Here is an 18,293-nt window from a genome sequence, read left to right on the forward strand (position 1 = left end):
TTTTTTAAATACTAGTTTAATTGAAAATCTTTCTTGATCTGATTTAGTTGCGAGCGTACTGAGCGGTCGATCTGTTGATCTCCCACACGAAGGACATACCCTCCTAAAAGTTCTGGATTCACTTGTAAGGTCAAATCAAATTTGGAATCTACATTCACAAGATTTGAATTCTTAACAATGGAATCAATCGTTACTTTATCAAGAGTACTTGCTGTACTCAAGGTAGCTCTTTGAACTCCGTTCAAATCTTCCACCTTATTAATATACTCCTGTGCAACATCTTGCAAATGACTTTCGCGTCCTTGCTTAATCACCAAGGTAATAATATTTTGACTTACCGGAGAGAACTCTTTAAAAATCTCACTTGCAATCGAGATCTTCTTTTTCGAATCCACCACAGGCGAAGCAAAAAGTTGACGCAGTTCTTTTGACTGTTTCATCAACTCTACCAAGTCCTTCATTTCTGAAAAGACCTCTTGGACACTCCCGGATTCACTTACGTAATCCAAAAGCCCTTGAGCATATCTTTTTGCAACTTTAGATGTAAGCATTTAGTTCTTATTAAGAGTTTCGTTATTTAAATAATTTTCTACAAGTGTAGATTGAGCCTCAGAGTTGTCTAATTTTTGTTTCAAAATAGATTCTGCAATGCTCACAGAAAGAGTTCCAATCTGTTGCTTAATTTCATTCATTGCAGAAGCTTTTTCCGCATCGATGCTTTGTCTCGCTTGAGCAATCATTTTGTCTCCTTCTACTTTCGCAACATCTTTTGCTTCTCCTACAATGCGGTCTTTGATTTCTCTCGCCTCCTTTAAAATTGCATCACGCTCAATTTTCGCCTCACGAATAATTTTTTCATTATCCGATTTAAGCTGCTCCATTTCTTTCTTTGCCAACTTTGCTTGATTCAATGCATCTACGATTGACGTTTCTCTCTCGTTTACCATATTCAAAATAGGCTTCCAAGCAAATTTCGTAAGAAGGAATAAAAGAATAAGGAAGGTTAGTCCCATCCAAAACAGTAAGCCAATTCCCGGTTCGATTATCATAAAATTGATTTTTTTTAAATTGTTATTTAACTACGACAATAAAAAAAATCTTGGCAGCAGCCAACCGCTTCACTGCCAAGATTTAATTGCTTTAGAATTTCCCTCCTCCGATGAACGCACCAAAGATAATTGCAATCAGACCAGCACCTTCAATAAGACCTGCTGCAATAAGCATAGCCGCTTGAATCTTACCTGCTTGTTCTGGTTGTCTTGCAATTGCATCCATAGCGTGACCACCAATCTTACCAATACCAAGACCTACGCCTAGTACTGCTAAACCAATTCCTAAATAGATTAATCCTAATCCTGTCATAGCTTCCATATTTTATAGATTTTAAACGTTGCAAAAATAGTGTTTTTTTTTCATATCAACATCGTGACAATCGTCATATGTAAAAATGGAATCTAACTAATATTCATATCATTAAATCCATTCCTAATTGGAAATGTCCGATTATTTAATCACTAAAAAATTAATTCCAATTTGTGATATTTTTTTAATCTTCTATAGTAATCATGCCACTTAAGATAAATTGTATCTGCCAATACAATCCAAAAAATGCGATAATTAAAATATCTTCAAATTGTTCGCAATTAATGACTTGAGTGCTCTTCAACAGCCATCCCAATATAAAGTGCGGAAAGAACTGTAAAAATATAAGCTTGTAGAGCCGCCACTAAGAGTTCAAGCAACGACACGAAAAGTGCAAGTGGAACCGAAGCTAGTCCAAGAGCTGCATTTTTAAAGATGAAAATTAGAGAGATAATCGCAAGAATCATAATGTGTCCAGCGGTTATATTCGCAAAGAGACGCATCATAAGTGCAAAAGGCTTTGTTAGCACACCGACGATTTCAATCGGCACCATGATTGGATATAGCGCAAAAGGTACATCTGGCTTGAAAATATGCTTCCAATAATATTTATTTGCACTAAACACTGTAATAACCAAAGTCACAATTGCTAAAAAAGCAGTAGTTGCAATATTTCCGGTCAGGTTGGTTCCAAACGGTGCGAAAGGAATTAGGCCGAATAGGTTATTAAACCAAATAAAGAAAAAGGCCGTCAAGAGGTAAGGCATAAATTTCTTATATTTAGTAGTACCGATGTTTGGTATCGCCACTTCGTCTCTTATAAAAACGATTAGCGGTTCCAAAAATTTACCTACTCCAGTCGGAATGCCATTTTTATAACTTCTTGCCGTTCCAATAAACAGAAACAGTAGAATGATAACAGATACAAACATTCCTGCTACGTTTTTTGTGATCGAAAAATCAAAAAAGACATCTTGTGAATTTTGACTCCCTCCAATTAAGCTGAACATTGCTGCACGTTCGACTCCCTCAGTGGACTCAATAACACCATGGTTCATTGTGTATCCTTCTATCACTTCTCCGTGTGCAACCTCACTTGACATAAAAGTATGCCATCCGTTTTGGTCTTTCAGAATCACAGGAAGTGGAATCGAAAAATGCTTTTCCTCTGGCGTGCCTTCGTTAAGAGTAAACACGTGCCATTCATTTGCGTCAGAGATATGATGCATAATCATTTCAACTGCACTAAATTCGTTTTGATCCGTTTCCTGCGCAGCCGAGGCTAAACCTCCTGATAACGTTAATAAAAGAACAAAAAAGAAAGAAGAAAATCTCTTAATCATGACATATTTTTATCGGTTTGCAAATATATCGATTTAATTAGATTCTGCCAATTTCTTAAATTGATTTTTATCATAATTTATTTAGGCGCTTAATTACCTTAAAATAGAGTACAAAAGAGGCTAGTAGGAAGACTCCAATCAAGATCAAAAATCCAGTCGTACTAAACTCCATGATCGAGATCCCCACAATCACCCAAATAAAATCTTTTAGAACATTTAGTCCTAGGAATTTTAACGCACCATTTTCTTTTGAAACAAAAAACCGCGTAAACACCCAGTACATAAAGCCATTTAGTACACCAATAGAGGCCATTAAAAGAAGAATATCCATCCAATTCATGGCGCGAAGATAAACAAGTTTTAAAAAATTATAATATTTGCTTATTTTTGCAGTCCCTAAATTAATTATATGTTTCAAAGTTTACAGGACAAATTAGATAAAGCGCTACATAATATCCAAGGTCGCGGTAAGATTACGGAGATCAATGTGGCGGAAACCGTAAAGGAAATCCGTCGTGCTCTAGTCGATGCCGACGTAAACTATAAAGTTGCAAAAGACCTTACCAAACGAGTACAGGAGAAAGCGTTAGGACAAGATGTACTTACGAGTCTTACACCTGGACAATTAATGACCAAGATTGTTCATGATGAATTAGTCGACTTGATGGGGAAAACCCAAGAAGGGATTAATTTATCAGGAAAACCTTCTGTTATTTTAATTGCCGGATTGCAAGGTTCGGGGAAAACTACGTTTTCAGGAAAACTTGCCAATTACTTAAAAAGCAAACGTGCGAAAAAGCCACTCTTAGTTGCATGTGATGTATACAGACCTGCCGCCATTGAACAGCTGAAAGTTCTTGGGGAACAAATTGGAGTTCCAGTTTATACGGAAACAGGAGCCACCAACCCTTCCTCGATTGCTGAGAATGCAGTGAAACATGCAAAGGAAAACCATTTTGATGTGGTCATTGTCGATACAGCAGGTCGACTTGCAATTGACGAGCAAATGATGAACGAAATTAAATCGGTTCATTATTTCATTAAGCCTGAGGAAACCTTATTTGTGGTGGACTCTATGACGGGACAAGATGCGGTGAACACAGCGAAAACCTTTAATGAAGCCCTGAACTTCGACGGAGTCGTTCTTACAAAACTAGACGGGGATACACGAGGGGGAGCTGCATTAACCATTCGTTCCGTGGTTGAAAAACCAATCAAATTCATTTCTACCGGAGAGAAAATGGAGGCTTTAGACCTTTTCTATCCGGAACGTATGGCGGACCGTATCCTAGGAATGGGAGACGTGGTTTCGTTAGTGGAAAGAGCACAAGAACAATTTGACGAAGAAGAAGCGAAAAAACTTCATAAAAAGATTGCAAAAAACGAATTTGGTTTCGATGACTTCCTTAAACAAATTGCCCAGATCAAAAAGATGGGGAATATGAAAGATTTGATGGGAATGATTCCAGGTGTGGGAAAAGCCATTAAAGACGTAGAGATCTCAGACGATGCTTTCAAACACATCGAAGCTATTATTTACTCTATGACCCCAGAGGAAAGAAGACGACCTTCTACCATTGATATGAACCGTAAAAAACGAATTGCCAAAGGAGCAGGCCGTAAACTAGAAGATGTGAACCAACTCATGAAGCAATTTGAACAAATGGGCAAGATGATGAAAATGATGCAAGGCCCACAAGGAAAACAAATGATGCAGATGATGGGCAAAATGGGAGGAGGACAAGGCATACCTGGTATCGGTGGAAAAATGTAAGGGCTCTTAAACCCTAGATAAAAAAAAGGATCGCCCATTTGAGCGATTCTTTTTGTTTTTAGGTTAAGGGAATCCCTAATAGCTTAAGGAACTTCCTTACTCGTCGCGCATCCGCTTTTCTTCCGTATTGTAGGCCAAAATAATCTTGCGCACTACGGGATGCCTAACCACATCTTCTTCTGTTAAATGGACAAATCCGATTTCCTTAACCTCTTTCAATATTCGCATGGCTTCCTTAAGCCCTGATTTTTGTCTTAAAGGAAGATCGACTTGACTTGGGTCCCCCGTGATAATAAACTTGGCATTCATCCCCATTCGGGTTAAAAACATCTTCATTTGCGCGTGCGTTGTGTTTTGGGCTTCGTCTAGAATTACAAATGCCTCGTCAAGAGTTCTCCCTCGCATAAAAGCAAGTGGTGCGACCTCAATTACTTTTTTGTCAATGTAACTCTCCAATTTTTCATTGGGAAACATATCACGAAGCGCGTCGTAGAGAGGTTGCAAATACGGGTCTAATTTTTCTTTCAAATCCCCGGGTAAGAATCCTAAGCTCTCCCCTGCTTCCACGGCAGGACGCGTCAGAATAATTCGTTTAACTTCTTTATCCCGAAGGGCTTTTGCGGCAAGCGCAACACTGGTATACGTCTTTCCCGTTCCGGCAGGACCTATGGCAAAGACCATGTCTTTCTTCTCTGTTTCATATACGAGCTTTTGCAGATTGCTCGTTTTGGCTTTAATTACTTTTCCATTTACACCTTTTACAATAATATGCTGATCGAACACTAATTTGCGTTCATTCTCATCTTTAATCTTAAGGATGTTCTCCACATCTTTTAAACTAATGCTATTGTTTTGCGAGATGAAAGCCACTAGATCCTCAAGCTTTCCTTTCAAAATATCAAGCGTTTCTTGGTCGCCTAAAGCCAGTATCGAATGATCTCGCCCTGTGATCTTAAGGGTCGGAAAACTCGATTTGAGCAGGTTAAAATTCTGGTTTTGGACTCCATAAAATTCCTTCATGGCAATACCAGAAAGTTCATAATTTAATTCAAACATAGATTGCAATTGGTAATTGATGCTTAAAATTAGCAAAAAAAAGCACACGAAAATAATTAGTTTTCCACAAAGTCTTATTTTTAGGTCCGCTTGAAATTTGCTATTTTTGCGCCATGCCTGTCATCACGCTCACCTCTGATTTTGGACTTGTCGATTACCGCGTTGCCGCACTAAAAGGAAGTATATTGAGTCAAAAACTCGATGCAATCATTATGGACATCTCGCATGAGATCGAAGCCTACAACCTTTTGCAAGCTGCCTACGTAGTAAGAAACGCGTACAAACATTTCCCCACCGGTAGTGTCCATGTGATCGCCGTGGACAGTTCTTATAGCAAGCATGTGCGCAGTATTTTATACAAAGCGGACGGGCACTATTTTCTGTGTGCGGACAATGGACTTCTGGATTTAATCTTTTTTGATATTAAACCGGACGGCGTCTACGAGGTGACCCTTAACAATCGATTTGACGACGATGTGCGCTCTATGGGCGTGGATATCTTTGTGCCTTCTGCAGTCCATTTGATTCAAGGCGGCGTCTCGGAAGTAATTGGACGAAAAATTAAAAACCCTAAATCCCTATCTTTTGCTCGAGCCGTGCACAATGAAAGTGAAAAGATGATCATTGGAGAAGTTATGTACATCGACAACTTCGGGAATCTAGTCTCAAACATCCACAAAAAGTTTTTTGAAAAATTAAAGTCCAACCACCAAAGTTACACCATCAAATTTAGAAACCTCGCTTTAACCTCCGTCTATAACAATCCTACTGAATTTGTAAGCGATTGGAAAAACGAACATGAATACCACGGCAAGGCTGTAGCAGTATTCAACGAAGCGGATCTTCTTGAACTATGCATTTACAAAGGAAACAAAAGAAACGGTGCCAAAACTTTGTTTGGCCTCAATGTGGGCGAGAGCGTGTATGTAGAATTTACGGACTCCGTGGGTGAATCGTTTTAAGTGTTCAACTTAATATTCATTTTTTCAATTAACTTTGCACATTAAACTACGCCTAACTCATGCTCTATTTAATTCTGAAAGCGATACATGTAATATTCATGGTTAGCTACTTTGCAGGCCTGTTCTACCTGGTTCGTCTCTTTGTCTATTACAAAGACACGGACGATTTCGAAGCAGATCGCAAAAAGGTGCTACGCGAACAATATCTTTTTATGGCCACAAGGCTATGGAATCTTATTACAGTACCTGCATTTACCATCATGCTGCTGAGCGGACTTTCGCTTTTGTGCGTCCATTATCCAGAATTCCCTCTACTTCAAACTGACCCTTTTTCCTGGTTCTATATTAAAGCCTTTTTTCTCATTGGCCTTTTTGCATACCACTATTGGTGCTATAAAAAGCTTAAAGAACTTCAATCCATTCATGGGGCAGATCTTTCAACCTCGAATTTAAAATTAAGGCAATTCAATGAAATTGGAACCTTTATTCTCTTTCTGGTTGTATTTACCGTCTTTCTAAAATCGGCAATCTTTGCCTATTGGTGGCAACTTATACTCGGATTTGTAGTCCTTGTGATTTGCATAACCCTTACTGTAAAGTTAGTGAACAAAGGCAAGAAAGCGAGAAAGTAAGCCCTACACGTCTCGAATAAAATCTTCGTACTCGTAAAAGAAGATTTCTACTTTCTCCATTTTGTCGTAGAAAAATGCGAAAATAGAAGGCCAAGTGGACTTGTTGTAAATAGACACTCCTTGTAATTCTACCCAAAAACGAGAAAGAATTTTTCCATTCTCAATCTCAAGCTCAGCGCTTTTCTCGAGACTCCCCCACGTTTCTTTCAATTGATCCTCTAAAGACCAGAGTTTGTTATAGTACAACTCTTGAAGTTCTGGATCCTTCATTTCCAAATCAATCGAAACTCTCGCCTTCGAAGGATCTGCGTGGAATTTGAACGAAAAATCTTTGATTTTCGTATGGTAAAGAATCCATTTGCGCGGAAAAGATTTTCCAAAAGCAGTCCAGAATTCTTTTCTTAATTTTTGAGCTTCTTCTTTACTGAACATGAAAAGGTCTATTTTGGTTTCAAATCTAGGGATTTTTCTTTGGAATTTAGAGTCGTAGAGTTCATTTGAGAAGCTCAAAGATTTTGACTAATTTTGTTTCATGCTCTCTAAAAAATCACATTACGCCTTTAAAGCCCTCGGGTATCTCGTAGACCGTCATGAAACTGGGCCTATTCTGATCTCTGAAATTGCACAAAGCAAAAACATTCCTCTCAAATTTCTAGAAAATATACTTTTAGAATTAAGACGTGATGGTATTCTGGAGAGCAAAAAAGGGAAAGGTGGCGGCTATTTTTTAAACCTTGACCCTAAGGACGTTTCCTTAGCAAGAATCATTCGACTCGTCAACGGTCCTATTGCCCTGATCCCGTGCGTAAGTTTAAATTTTTACGAAAAGTGCGCTAACTGTAGTGAGCCCCACTGTGGCCTTCACGATGTATTTGTAGAAGTTCGAGATGCCACGTTAGCCGTGCTTGAGAAAAAATCACTCCTCGATCTAGCAGACCATGAATTGGATCCTAACCTTCAACTTCCTACGGCCTAATATAGTCCGTCGTGAAGGGTTCAATCCCAATTCTACCTGTCTTCTTTTCCGTACTCCAATCTAGGCTACTCCCCTTCCCTGCCACGTTATCTATTAGTCTACTAATTTTGTCGGTTTTTAATAATTAAGTACCTTTGCTGCGAAAACAACCTACCTATGTTAGAGCTAGAAACCATAAAAGAGATTGAACAGAGTTCCCTCGAAAAAGCCCTCGAGCGCGTATGTGAACTTTATCCCTCTGGTATTGTGTTCTCTACCTCACTTGGACAAGAAGACCAAGTTCTCACGGACGCTATTTTTAAAAATCAACTTCCTATTCAAGTTTTTACTCTTGATACGGGTCGACTGTTTTACGAACACTATGACCTTTTGGCCCGAAACCGAGCCAAATACAAGACCGACACAAAGCTTTTTTTCCCAGATCCAAAGGAAGTAGAACAGTACGTCGCACAAAAAGGAATTAACGGGTTTTACCAATCTGTAGAAAACCGAAAGTTGTGCTGTGAAATCCGGAAGGTAAAGCCGTTAAACCGGGCCCTAGAAGGAGCCAAAGTATGGATTACAGGGCTACGCTCAGAGCAATCTGACAACCGAGAAAAAATGCCTATGATTGAATGGGACCCCCAGCGAAACCTCTACAAATTCAATCCTTTAATCCATTGGAGTTATCAAGACGTACTTGATTACCTAGAGAAGCATAATGTCCAAGAACTACCCCTACACAAACAAGGCTACATCAGTGTAGGTTGCAAACCTTGCACGAGAGCTATTGAACCCGGAGAAAACCCACGCGCCGGCCGTTGGTGGTGGGAAGATTCCCATAAAGAATGCGGACTGCATTCAAACTAATTCTAAAGATCACTATATGAATCCATACCGCTTAGATTATCTAGAGCAACTTGAAGCTGAAAGCATCTACATCATGCGTGAGGTAGCGGCCCAATTCGACAAACCCGCACTGCTATTTAGTGGAGGAAAAGATTCCATTACGATGGTACACTTGGCTCAAAAAGCCTTTGCACCCATGAACATTCCTTTTCCACTCGTGCACATTGATACGGGTCACAACTTTAAAGAAGCCCTAGACTTTCGAGATAAACTTGCGAAGGAAATAGGGGCAACCCTTATTGTTCGTCAAGTGGAAGATACCATTCGGGAAAAGAACCTAACCGAACCCAAAGGAAAATTTGCCTCAAGAAACTGGCTTCAAACCCATACTCTTTTGGACACAATTGAAGAATTTGAATTTGATGCTTGCCTAGGTGGAGCCCGTCGTGACGAAGAAAAAGCAAGAGCCAAAGAAAGATTTTTCTCCGTTCGTGATGAATTTGGACAATGGGATCCAAAACTCCAAAGACCTGAACTTTGGAATATCTACAACGGGAAAATCCACAAGGGAGAAAACGTAAGAGTCTTTCCTATTTCCAATTGGACTGAATTAGACGTTTGGAATTATATTAAGAAGGAAAACATTCAATTGCCCCCAATTTACTTTGCGCACGATCGGGAAGTCCTAGAACACGAGGGTCAACTCATCGCCGTTTCGGATTTCATTCAAATTGATCCAGAGGACAAAATTTCAACCAAGCGGGTTCGTTATAGAACCGTGGGCGATATGACCTGTACAGCCGCCGTGGAAAGCAATGCTAGCACGCTGGACGAAGTGGTGACTGAAATCACGGCCTCGCGTATTTCAGAGCGTGGCGAAACCCGCATTGACGACAGAGCCACAGAGGCGGCCATGGAAGACAGAAAAAAAGGAGGCTACTTTTAAGGGTAGACTTTAAACCTAAAGCAAGAGAAAACAAATGGACCTATTACGATTTATAACAGCCGGAAGTGTTGACGATGGAAAAAGCACCTTAATTGGTCGCCTGCTTTACGACAGCAAAAGCATCCTAGTGGACCAACTAGAAGCGCTGGAAAGACAATCTAAAAACAAAAATAAAGACGGAATTGATTTAGCAATTCTAACCGACGGACTGCGTGCAGAAAGAGAACAAGGCATCACAATTGACGTGGCCTACCGCTACTTTAATACAAGCCGCAGAAAGTTTATTATAGCCGATGCACCGGGTCATGTTCAATACACGAGAAACCTAATTACAGGGGCCTCCAATTCACAGCTCATGGTTATCCTAGTGGATGCTCGTCACGGAGTGATCGAGCAGACCCGACGCCATTCCATAATTGCATCTCTGCTTCAAATGCCGCACGTCGTTGTAGCGGTGAACAAAATGGATTTGGTGGATTATTCTGAGGAAAAATACCAGCAAATAAAATCGGACTATGAGAAGGTAGCCCAAAACCTTGGACTCACCAATGTAAAATACTTCCCTATTTCTGCCTTTACAGGAGCTAACATAGTGGAATCCTCTGTCGAAATGCCATGGTACACGGAGGGACCCCTTCTTTCTTATCTGGAAACGCTTGAAATCAGAGAAAATAAGGACTCCGAAAACAGTCGCTTCCAAGTTCAGTATGTAATCCGACCTCAAACCAAAGAACTTCATGATTACCGAGGCTTCGCAGGGCAAGTGATTTCTGGTTTCTACTCAAAAGGCGATCGCATTGTAATCCTCCCTCAGGAAATCTCCACGACGATCTCTAAAATTGAAACTGCAGGCTCAGAAGTAGAAAAAATTTATGCCTCTCAACCTTGTGTTATTCACTTGGCAGAGGACATTGATGTTTCTCGGGGCGATTCTTTCGTTTTAGAAAGCCAGGAAGTGAAGATGGAAAACGAGGTAGAAGCGCTGGTGTGCTGGCTAGATAATAAACCCTTGCAACAGGGAAATAAATACTTCCTTCAACACAAAAGCCGCGTCGTAAAAGCAGTTGTGAAGGAAATATCCGAAATTATTGACGTGAATACACTAGAACGTCATAGCCTAAATGGTCCGGTGAAATTAAACGAAGTGGTTCGAGTAAAGCTGAAAACAGCCTCACCGCTAGTCTTTGATAGCTTTGAAGAAAACAGTCAAACGGGAAGTGCCATTTTAGTGGACCAAACCAGCAACAGTACGGTAGGGGCTGTTATGATTCGATAAAGCAAAGAATGGAAAAGCCGCACAACCCTTTGGACCAAACCCTCTTTTTAAATGCAGAAAGTTGGGCTATGGTACTTGTGGGAAGTGGACCGCATAGCCTTCAGTTAATTCGAGAGAATTTTCGATCTTCCTCTCCAAGGGCAATCGAACTCTACGATTTGGAATTTAGCAAAGAGCTCGTGGAACTTAGCGATAAGCATCCTGAGCTTTCGTTATTCAATAAAACCATTGAATCCCAAGATTTAAAGGACCGAACCTTAGTCATTTTAAGTCCGAAAGCGCATCTTTTAGAAGAAGAACTCCTTGAGTGGATCCAAAATCGAAAAATTTTGATCCATGTCATGGGGAAACCGTCGAGCAGTGACTTTTCGTTTGCGGATTTACTTCAAACCGATCAGCTCTCCATGGGCATTAAGCTCGGAGAATTTGCTCCTGAGGTTCAGCATAGAATTCGTCGCATCGTCAAAGAAAGTTTGCCGCAAGACATCGATCCTTTTATTGAAAGATTAAAATTTGCGCACAAACATCCGTTGATGAACATCTCGGACGAACTCCAGCATTTAGATAAGCTTACGCAAGATTATCTGAATCAAAAAAAGAAGTCTACCCTGCGAGATTCAGAGTTCGACAACCTCTCCAAGGTCGTCAAAGCTGTAAGGAGACGTGCAAATATATACCTTGGAATCATTGGATTCATTGTTCTTTTAGGCCTGTTTTCCTACATTCTAGTCGAATTCAAACTCTTTCCTGACATCGGTAATTTTTTGAGTCAGGACAATCATATTTTTTACAAAATGCTCTTGGTGGGCTTCATAGCCGAAATTGTCGCGGGTAGTATGGGCATGGGCTATGGGGTACTCTGCACCACCATTCTTTTAATGCTAAATGTGGCACCGCCTGTGGTCAGTGCCAGCATTCACTCCGCCGAGACCTTCACTTCAGCAGCGGGAAGCATAAGCCATTTCAAGCTCAAAAATGTAAACAAGAAATTGGTAAAAGCACTTGCCCTTCCGGCAATCCTGGGAGCGATTATTGGAGCGCTCGCTTTAAGTTTTTTTGGAGAACAATATGCTCATATTGTAAAGCCTATAATTTCTGTGTACACCCTTTATCTTGGAATCAATATCCTAAGAAATGCTTTCAAACGTAAAAAAGAACACAAACGAAAAGCCAAGACGGACACGAACCTTGGTTTTTTAGGACTTGTCGGAGGATTCATTGATTCCTTTGCAGGTGGCGGATGGGGTCCCCTAGTGACCGGTACGTTAATGAAAGACGGAAGAACTCCTCGCTATGTCGTGGGAAGTTCCACCGTAAGTAAATTTATCCTCACCCTAACTAGCGCCATCACATTCTTTATTACAATTGGTATTCAGCATTGGAACATTGTTCTGGGACTGCTCCTAGGCGGGATTATTACGGCACCTTTCTCTGCAATGCTCACCGCAAAACTACCCGTTAAAAAAATGTTCGTCGTTATTGGAATATTGGTTATCGTAATGAGTACCATTTCAATAGTTAGGGCCTTTCTCTAAGAAAAGCCCTACTCTAAATTTCTCATCTGAGAAACTAATTATCTAAAAGAGACCGAAGAATTAAATCACGTTCAGTTTTTTTCCTACTTTTTCAAAGGCCTGAATTGCTTTATCCAGCTGTTCTCTTGTATGGGCTGCTGAAAGTTGCACTCTAATTCTCGCTTTTCCTTTAGGGACCACAGGATAAAAGAATCCGATGACATAAATCCCTTCCTCCATCATTTCTTCTGCCATTTTCTGCGCTAGAGGTGCATCGTACAGCATCACAGGAACGATCGCTGCATCTCCTTCCGGAATATCAAAGCCTCTTTGAACCATTTGCTCTCTAAAATAAGAAGCATTGTCCATTACTTTGTCTCGAAGGGAAGTATCGTCAGAAATTAAATCTAGTACTTTAATGGCTGCCCCTACAATGCCCGGGGCAAGAGAGTTCGAGAAAAGATAAGGGCGTGAACGCTGTCTTAGCATCTCAATAATTTCTTTTTTTCCAGAGGTAAATCCTCCGAGTGCGCCGCCCAGGGCTTTCCCTAAAGTCGAAGTGATTATATCGACACGACCCATCACCTCACTCGCTTCATGAGTACCTCTTCCTGTTTTTCCAATGAATCCAGTCGCATGGGAATCGTCAACCATCACTAGCGCATTGTATTTATCTGCAAGATCACACACCCCTTTTAAGTCGGCTACAATTCCGTCCATGGAAAAAACTCCATCGGTTACAATAATTTTGAATCGGTGATCCTTTTTATTCGCTTCAATCAGTTGCGCTTCCAAATCTTCCATATTATTGTTCTTATAACGGTAACGTTCAGACTTACATAGTCTTACGCCATCAATAATCGAAGCGTGGTTTAACTCATCTGAAATAATGGCATCCTCCGCCGTGAAAAGCGGTTCAAACACGCCCCCATTTGCGTCAAAACAAGCCGCATAGAGAATCGTATCTTCCATTCCCAAAAATGCTGAAATTTTCTCTTCCAGCGTTTTATGAATATCTTGAGTACCACAAATAAATCGAACAGAAGACATCCCATACCCGCGGTGGTCTACCATTTCTTGTGAAGCCTTCATCACTCTGGGATCGTTTGCAAGCCCTAAGTAATTGTTCGCACAAAAATTTAATAACGTTTTTTGATTGGCCACAATCTCAGAAGATTGCTGGGATTCAATAATACGCTCTGTTTTGTAAAGACCGTCGTCTTTAATCGTTTGTAGCTCCTTTTGGAGATTGGCAAGAAATTCAGTGGAAATCATAGTTGATATTGGTTTAATGAAAGGCTAAATTACGAAAAAAAAATGCGGGGTACTACATCGAAAAAGTACCCATTTAAAAACTAGTATGTAGATTTTCACTTTAAGAATTGAAACGTTGGTTGCAATAGAAAGCAAGGGTTTGGAATATCCCTTAGAGAGATGCACTAGCACTTAATGCAAAATCTCCTTAAAACCCCACCTTGAAAATTGAAAAACGGCTGTAAAGCCTTTCTTTACAACCGTTTCCTATGTTCTAACTTTGAACCGTATCAATCAAAAGGGACGTTATAGTGCGACCACGGGATCAAGTAGTTCTTCCATCTTGGCTTTCACCTGACTCACCGAACCGCTGTAGTTATTAATTAAGAGTGAAAATGTAAGGGTTTTCCCTGAATTGGTTTTGACATATCCGGCCAAAGTCTTGACCTTATTTAAAGTCCCTGTCTTAGCGAAAATATGCCCATGACCGGCACCATAGAACATTTTTTTAAGGGTTCCGGTTTGCCCAGCAATCGGCAAGGATTCAAAAAAGCTTTGGTAGTAAGGCTCGGACATTTCGTCGGCTAAGAAAAGCGCTTGGGAGATTGGAGTAACGCGATGGTTACGCGAAAGCCCACTTCCATCCATATAGATTAAAGCTGAAGTATCAAATCCTTTTTCATCTAAATGCTTCACGACCACTTCTCTCCCTGAAGCTAAGGTCTGGCTTCCCATTTTCTGGAACCCTACCATTCGCAAGAGAGATTCGGCTAGTGCATTGTCGCTTCTTTGATTGGTATCGTAAACAATGTCTTTTAAACGAGGAGACTGGTAGGTCATAACCAATTTTCGGTTTTCGGGATCCTTGTCGATCGGCTTTGGAATTACTTTTCCTGAAATCGAAATTCCCTTTTTGATCATATTGGTTCTCAGTGTATTTCCTAAGTAATGAGGAACGTCAGGAAGCGTGGTATGCACTGGTTTCCCGTCAAATTCATCGGCAAACACAAGTTTGTCTTGGTAAGGAGAAATATAAAAATATTGCTTTTGATGCTCAAAAGGATTTTTCTTTGAAATGGTTAATTTCTCTTTTCTAGGGTCTATATTTTGAGTAGAACCCACAGGTAGGTAATAGTTATTGTGCTCCATCCAAACTACATTTGCGGGCAAGGATCTAAGTTGATTTGATTTAAATACAGCATTTTGCAAAATAAGATTCCCTTCAATTTTCTTAATTCCTAAATCGGACAATGCGGCGATATACTCATTAATAAGACTCCCATAAGAAAGGGCACCTGCTTTTCCTGTACCTAGTGAAGGATCCGCACTTCCGACAATGTATAAATCCCCCGTAAGGACACCCTCAGAATTAATCTCTCCGGAATACTCTAATTGAGTGCTCCATTTAAAATCAGGACCCAGAAGGGCAAGGGCTGTATCGGTAGTTAAAAGTTTGGTGGTAGAGGCGGGAATCAAGGCCTCTCCTTCGTTGTATGCGCTTACAATCTTTTTAGTAGAAGGATCGTACAAAACAAAACCCCAATTCGCATTTCTAAGTACGGGATCATCAAGGAGTTTGTCTATTGAGGTGTTTACAAGATCTTTTGCACTAAGAGACCAAAGGTCGGCTTCTTTTTCGAGGGATGCGCCACCAGACTGGTTTTCCTCGAATTGCGACAAATGAGACGGCATACCTCCCATTTGCGCGAAGGACAGCGGCGCAAGTGCAAGCATCATTGCCGCTGCTAAATTCTTTACTCTAATCATCAAAATCTAATTTTCACATGAGTGGTTAAAAGAACGGGGGCTCTAAAAAACGAGATCCCTGTGTTTTAATCAACGTCCAAAAATAGAAATTATAATTGAAAACCAAAGGTTTACCCTCATTAAATAAGGATAAATAGTGTTAAAAAACGTTAAAAATCAACAATGATTTCCTTCTTGATCGATTTATACCCGCTGACCTCATCAAATTCCTCCAGACTCTTACGGATCAAATCTTTGTAGGTATGGTACTTCGCTCCTCGTGGCAATTTAAGCAGAAGTTGATGCTGGTACAATAAATTAACCTTGGCAATGGGTGATTTTTCAGGGCCTAAAACGCAATCCAATGGAAGGTATTTCCTCAAAATGGATCCTAAAAATTGGGCTGCCCGACCCACTTTATCTTCTTTGCGATGCTTTAATTCGATAAATACTGTCTTTACAAAGGGAGGGTATTGAAATTTGCGTCGCTCATTCAAAAAATGATCATACAGCTCCTGCGTATCTTGCTGTTCAATCAAATCGAACACCACATGCTCGGGATTAAAAGTTTGAATCAGCACAAGCCCTTTGCCTGAAACGCGTCCTGCACGTCCTGCGATTTGAGTAATCAGTTGGTAGGCCCGTTCTTCAGCCCGGTAGTCCTGTGTGTACAAAAGATGGTCGGCGCGCGGTATGACGACAAGCTCAATATGATCAAAATCAAGGCCTTTTGAAATCATTTGCGTACCCACAACAATATCGGTTTCCCGGTTTTCTATTCGTTCGTAGAGTTGTTCGTACGCAAATTTACGGCGCATCGAATCCACATCCATACGCTCAACTTGATACTGAGGAAAGAGCTTTACGATCTGTTCATAAAGTTGCTCTACCCCCACTCCTTTTGTATTCAATTTTGGAGACTGACAGCGGGGACAACTCTTGGGTTTGGCCGTCTTATGTCCACAGTAATGGCATTTGAGTTCGTTTGAAAACTTATGATAAGTCATGATCACATCGCAATTGCTACAATAACTCACATGCCCACAACTTTCACACTCCAGCACCTTGGCATATCCTCTCCTGTTGTGAAGCACTAAGATTTGATCGCTAGCTTCTAAAGTTTGACTCATTTCCAAAAGAGTGTTCTCGGCAAAATCACCCGAAACGGCTTTGGAATCCATCGCCTCTTTATAGTCTAAGAGTTTATATTTAGGCATTTCAACGTCTTTATAACGCTCTTTTAAAGTGACTAGTTCTAGCTTCTCTGTTCGGGTTAAATAAAAACTTTCCACCGAGGGCGTGGCTGAACCCAGCAAAACATTTGCGCCATAAATCTGGCCCAACTTTAGACTTGCTTCCCGCGCACTGAAATAAGGCTGCACTCCTTTCGGCCGGTAGGCCTGATCGTGTTCCTCGTCAACTATAATCAAACCTAGCGATTCGAACGGAAGAAAAAGGGAGGCTCTTGTACCGATAAGCAATTGGATGGTCCCGTCACTAACCCTTTTCCATACCTCGACTTTCTCAAAATCAGAAAGTTTGGAATGGTAATACCCAAGTGCGGAGCCAAATTTTACTTCAAGACGGTGGATAATTTGCTTGGTCAGTGAAATTTCAGGCAGTAGATAAAGAGCAAACTTTCCCTTTTCGAGCGTTTGGGCAATCCTCTCCATATATAAATGGGTCTTTCCAGATCCAGTGACCCCATGCAAGAGCACATTGGATCCTTTCGAAAATGCATTCTCGATCGCATCTAGAGCACGGGCCTGTTCTAAACTAAGCGATTCCATTTGTTCTAAATCTCCTTCAAAACGCTCAATACGATCTTTCTCTAAGAGATATTGTTGAACAATTCCTTTGTCAATTAAGCCTTTGAGCTGTACTTGTCCAAATTCTTGACTTTGCATTAACTCTGACTTTCGAATTAAACCCTCAGGGGCTTCAGTCTGTTTCTCTGCCAGAGTTAGAAAAAGTGCTTGTTGCTTTTTCGAGCGTTTTAATTCTACCAAAGTCTGAGTAAACTTTTCCCCCTGCAAATAGAGGGGATCCAATTTCACGTACAAGACTTCCTTTGCCTTGTACTTTTCCGCAATTCTCTCGTCAATCTCAATGTACCTGAGTTCAATAAGACTATGAATCGTCCTTACTATCTCTTTTTTGGGTATAAAGGCTTCAATTTCCGAAAAATTGATAAGCTGTCGTACTTCTAAGGCCTGAATGAGATACATTTCGTTTGAATCCAGGTTTTCAAAATCGATTTTGACCTCCGGTGTAAGTTTCACGTAGGTTTCACTCTCTAGCTTTAGAGAACCTGGAAAAGCAAAGCGATAAATCTCCCCTAAATTGCTGAGATAATACGAGCTTAAAAAGTCCCAGAATGCGAGCTGCTCCGCAGGTAAAATCGGGTGATCATCTAGAAGACTTATCACCTCTTTCACCACGGCCAATTCTGGAGATTCTACATCCACCTCATGGACAATGGCTGTGTAAATTTTCTTTCCTCCAAACGGAACCAGTACACGCTGGCCCGGTCTTACTAAACCTGACAATACCGCAGGAATCCTATAAGTGAAGGTTCCCGGTAAATTCAGAGGCAATATAACTTTTACAAATTCCAATCCATC

At 40.6% G+C, this 18,293-nt stretch carries 18 protein-coding genes; 8 read left to right on the top strand and 10 right to left on the bottom strand.

What is annotated here, in order from left to right; all coding sequences use genetic code 11:
• Nucleotides 1-11: 11 nt before the first annotated feature.
• From atpH to ACX3PZ_RS09590, 5 genes are all read right to left on the bottom strand, one after another.
• The gene (atpH, locus tag ACX3PZ_RS09570) at nt 12-551 is read right to left on the bottom strand and encodes an ATP synthase F1 subunit delta (protein WP_459084205.1); all 540 of its coding nucleotides are present in this window, start codon (nt 549-551) and stop codon (nt 12-14) included.
• On the bottom strand, nt 552-1,049 hold the full coding sequence (locus ACX3PZ_RS09575) for a F0F1 ATP synthase subunit B (protein ID WP_459112642.1): 498 nt from the start codon (nt 1,047-1,049) through the stop codon (nt 552-554).
• A 91-nt stretch (nt 1,050-1,140) separates the two neighbouring features.
• Nucleotides 1,141-1,362: an ATP synthase F0 subunit C gene (locus ACX3PZ_RS09580; RefSeq protein ID WP_459112643.1), complete on the bottom strand. Its 222-nt coding sequence runs from the start codon at nt 1,360-1,362 to the stop codon at nt 1,141-1,143.
• Between the two features lie 281 nt (nt 1,363-1,643).
• Entirely contained in the window at nt 1,644-2,705 is a 1,062-nt protein-coding gene (gene atpB / locus ACX3PZ_RS09585; RefSeq protein ID WP_459112644.1) for a F0F1 ATP synthase subunit A, read from the bottom strand.
• A 70-nt stretch (nt 2,706-2,775) separates the two neighbouring features.
• Nucleotides 2,776-3,123, bottom strand: coding sequence for a hypothetical protein (locus ACX3PZ_RS09590; protein ID WP_459112645.1), 348 nt, complete (start codon nt 3,121-3,123; stop codon nt 2,776-2,778).
• On the opposite strand from ACX3PZ_RS09590, the gene ffh reads away from it, so the two are divergent.
• A complete protein-coding gene (gene ffh / locus ACX3PZ_RS09595) occupies nt 3,115-4,479 on the top strand; it encodes a signal recognition particle protein (RefSeq protein ID WP_459084209.1) in 1,365 nt (454 codons plus the stop codon). The two genes, ACX3PZ_RS09590 and ffh, sit on opposite strands and share 9 nt — an antisense overlap.
• A 96-nt stretch (nt 4,480-4,575) precedes the next feature.
• Here the strand turns inward: ffh and ACX3PZ_RS09600 are convergent, their stop codons facing one another.
• A complete protein-coding gene (locus tag ACX3PZ_RS09600; RefSeq protein ID WP_459084210.1) occupies nt 4,576-5,535 on the bottom strand; it encodes a PhoH family protein in 960 nt (319 codons plus the stop codon).
• A gap of 113 nt (nt 5,536-5,648) precedes the next feature.
• Between ACX3PZ_RS09600 and ACX3PZ_RS09605 the strand changes: the two genes are divergently transcribed.
• Nucleotides 5,649-6,497 (top strand): SAM hydrolase/SAM-dependent halogenase family protein, encoded by an 849-nt coding sequence (locus tag ACX3PZ_RS09605; protein WP_459112646.1) that lies wholly within the window; start codon nt 5,649-5,651, stop codon nt 6,495-6,497.
• A gap of 59 nt (nt 6,498-6,556) precedes the next feature.
• On the top strand, nt 6,557-7,129 hold the full coding sequence (locus tag ACX3PZ_RS09610) for a CopD family protein (protein WP_459112647.1): 573 nt from the start codon (nt 6,557-6,559) through the stop codon (nt 7,127-7,129).
• Between the two features lie 3 nt (nt 7,130-7,132).
• Here ACX3PZ_RS09610 and ACX3PZ_RS09615 read toward each other — a convergent pair whose 3' ends face one another.
• Entirely contained in the window at nt 7,133-7,561 is a 429-nt protein-coding gene (locus ACX3PZ_RS09615; protein ID WP_459112648.1) for a DUF4268 domain-containing protein, read from the bottom strand.
• Between the two features lie 100 nt (nt 7,562-7,661).
• Here ACX3PZ_RS09615 and ACX3PZ_RS09620 point away from each other — a divergent pair, with 100 nt between their 5' ends.
• The 5 genes from ACX3PZ_RS09620 to ACX3PZ_RS09640 all read left to right on the top strand — a co-directional run bounded on the left by ACX3PZ_RS09620 (nt 7,662) and on the right by ACX3PZ_RS09640 (nt 12,690).
• Nucleotides 7,662-8,105 carry an RrF2 family transcriptional regulator gene (locus ACX3PZ_RS09620; RefSeq protein ID WP_459084215.1) on the top strand — a complete coding sequence of 148 codons (444 nt, stop codon included), beginning with the start codon at nt 7,662-7,664 and terminating at the stop codon, nt 8,103-8,105.
• A gap of 156 nt (nt 8,106-8,261) precedes the next feature.
• Nucleotides 8,262-8,954, top strand: coding sequence for a phosphoadenylyl-sulfate reductase (locus ACX3PZ_RS09625; RefSeq protein ID WP_459084216.1), 693 nt, complete (start codon nt 8,262-8,264; stop codon nt 8,952-8,954).
• Between the two features lie 16 nt (nt 8,955-8,970).
• Complete coding sequence (gene cysD / locus ACX3PZ_RS09630; protein ID WP_459084217.1) at nt 8,971-9,879, top strand: sulfate adenylyltransferase subunit CysD; 909 nt, start codon at nt 8,971-8,973, stop codon at nt 9,877-9,879.
• Between the two features lie 34 nt (nt 9,880-9,913).
• Nucleotides 9,914-11,155 carry a sulfate adenylyltransferase subunit 1 gene (locus tag ACX3PZ_RS09635; RefSeq protein ID WP_459112649.1) on the top strand — a complete coding sequence of 414 codons (1,242 nt, stop codon included), beginning with the start codon at nt 9,914-9,916 and terminating at the stop codon, nt 11,153-11,155.
• Nucleotides 11,156-11,163: 8 nt separating this feature from the next.
• Complete coding sequence (locus ACX3PZ_RS09640; RefSeq protein ID WP_459112650.1) at nt 11,164-12,690, top strand: sulfite exporter TauE/SafE family protein; 1,527 nt, start codon at nt 11,164-11,166, stop codon at nt 12,688-12,690.
• 60 nt (nt 12,691-12,750) lie between these two features.
• Here the strand turns inward: ACX3PZ_RS09640 and ACX3PZ_RS09645 are convergent, their stop codons facing one another.
• The 3 genes from ACX3PZ_RS09645 to priA form a co-directional block, all read right to left on the bottom strand.
• Nucleotides 12,751-13,944 carry a glycine C-acetyltransferase gene (locus ACX3PZ_RS09645; RefSeq protein ID WP_459112651.1) on the bottom strand — a complete coding sequence of 398 codons (1,194 nt, stop codon included), beginning with the start codon at nt 13,942-13,944 and terminating at the stop codon, nt 12,751-12,753.
• 285 nt (nt 13,945-14,229) lie between these two features.
• The gene (dacB, locus tag ACX3PZ_RS09650) at nt 14,230-15,690 is read right to left on the bottom strand and encodes a D-alanyl-D-alanine carboxypeptidase/D-alanyl-D-alanine endopeptidase (protein ID WP_459112652.1); all 1,461 of its coding nucleotides are present in this window, start codon (nt 15,688-15,690) and stop codon (nt 14,230-14,232) included.
• A 149-nt stretch (nt 15,691-15,839) separates the two neighbouring features.
• Complete coding sequence (priA, locus tag ACX3PZ_RS09655; protein ID WP_459112653.1) at nt 15,840-18,287, bottom strand: replication restart helicase PriA; 2,448 nt, start codon at nt 18,285-18,287, stop codon at nt 15,840-15,842.
• Nucleotides 18,288-18,293 lie beyond the last annotated feature (6 nt).

This window comes from Chryseobacterium sp. A321 (assembly GCF_054489265.1).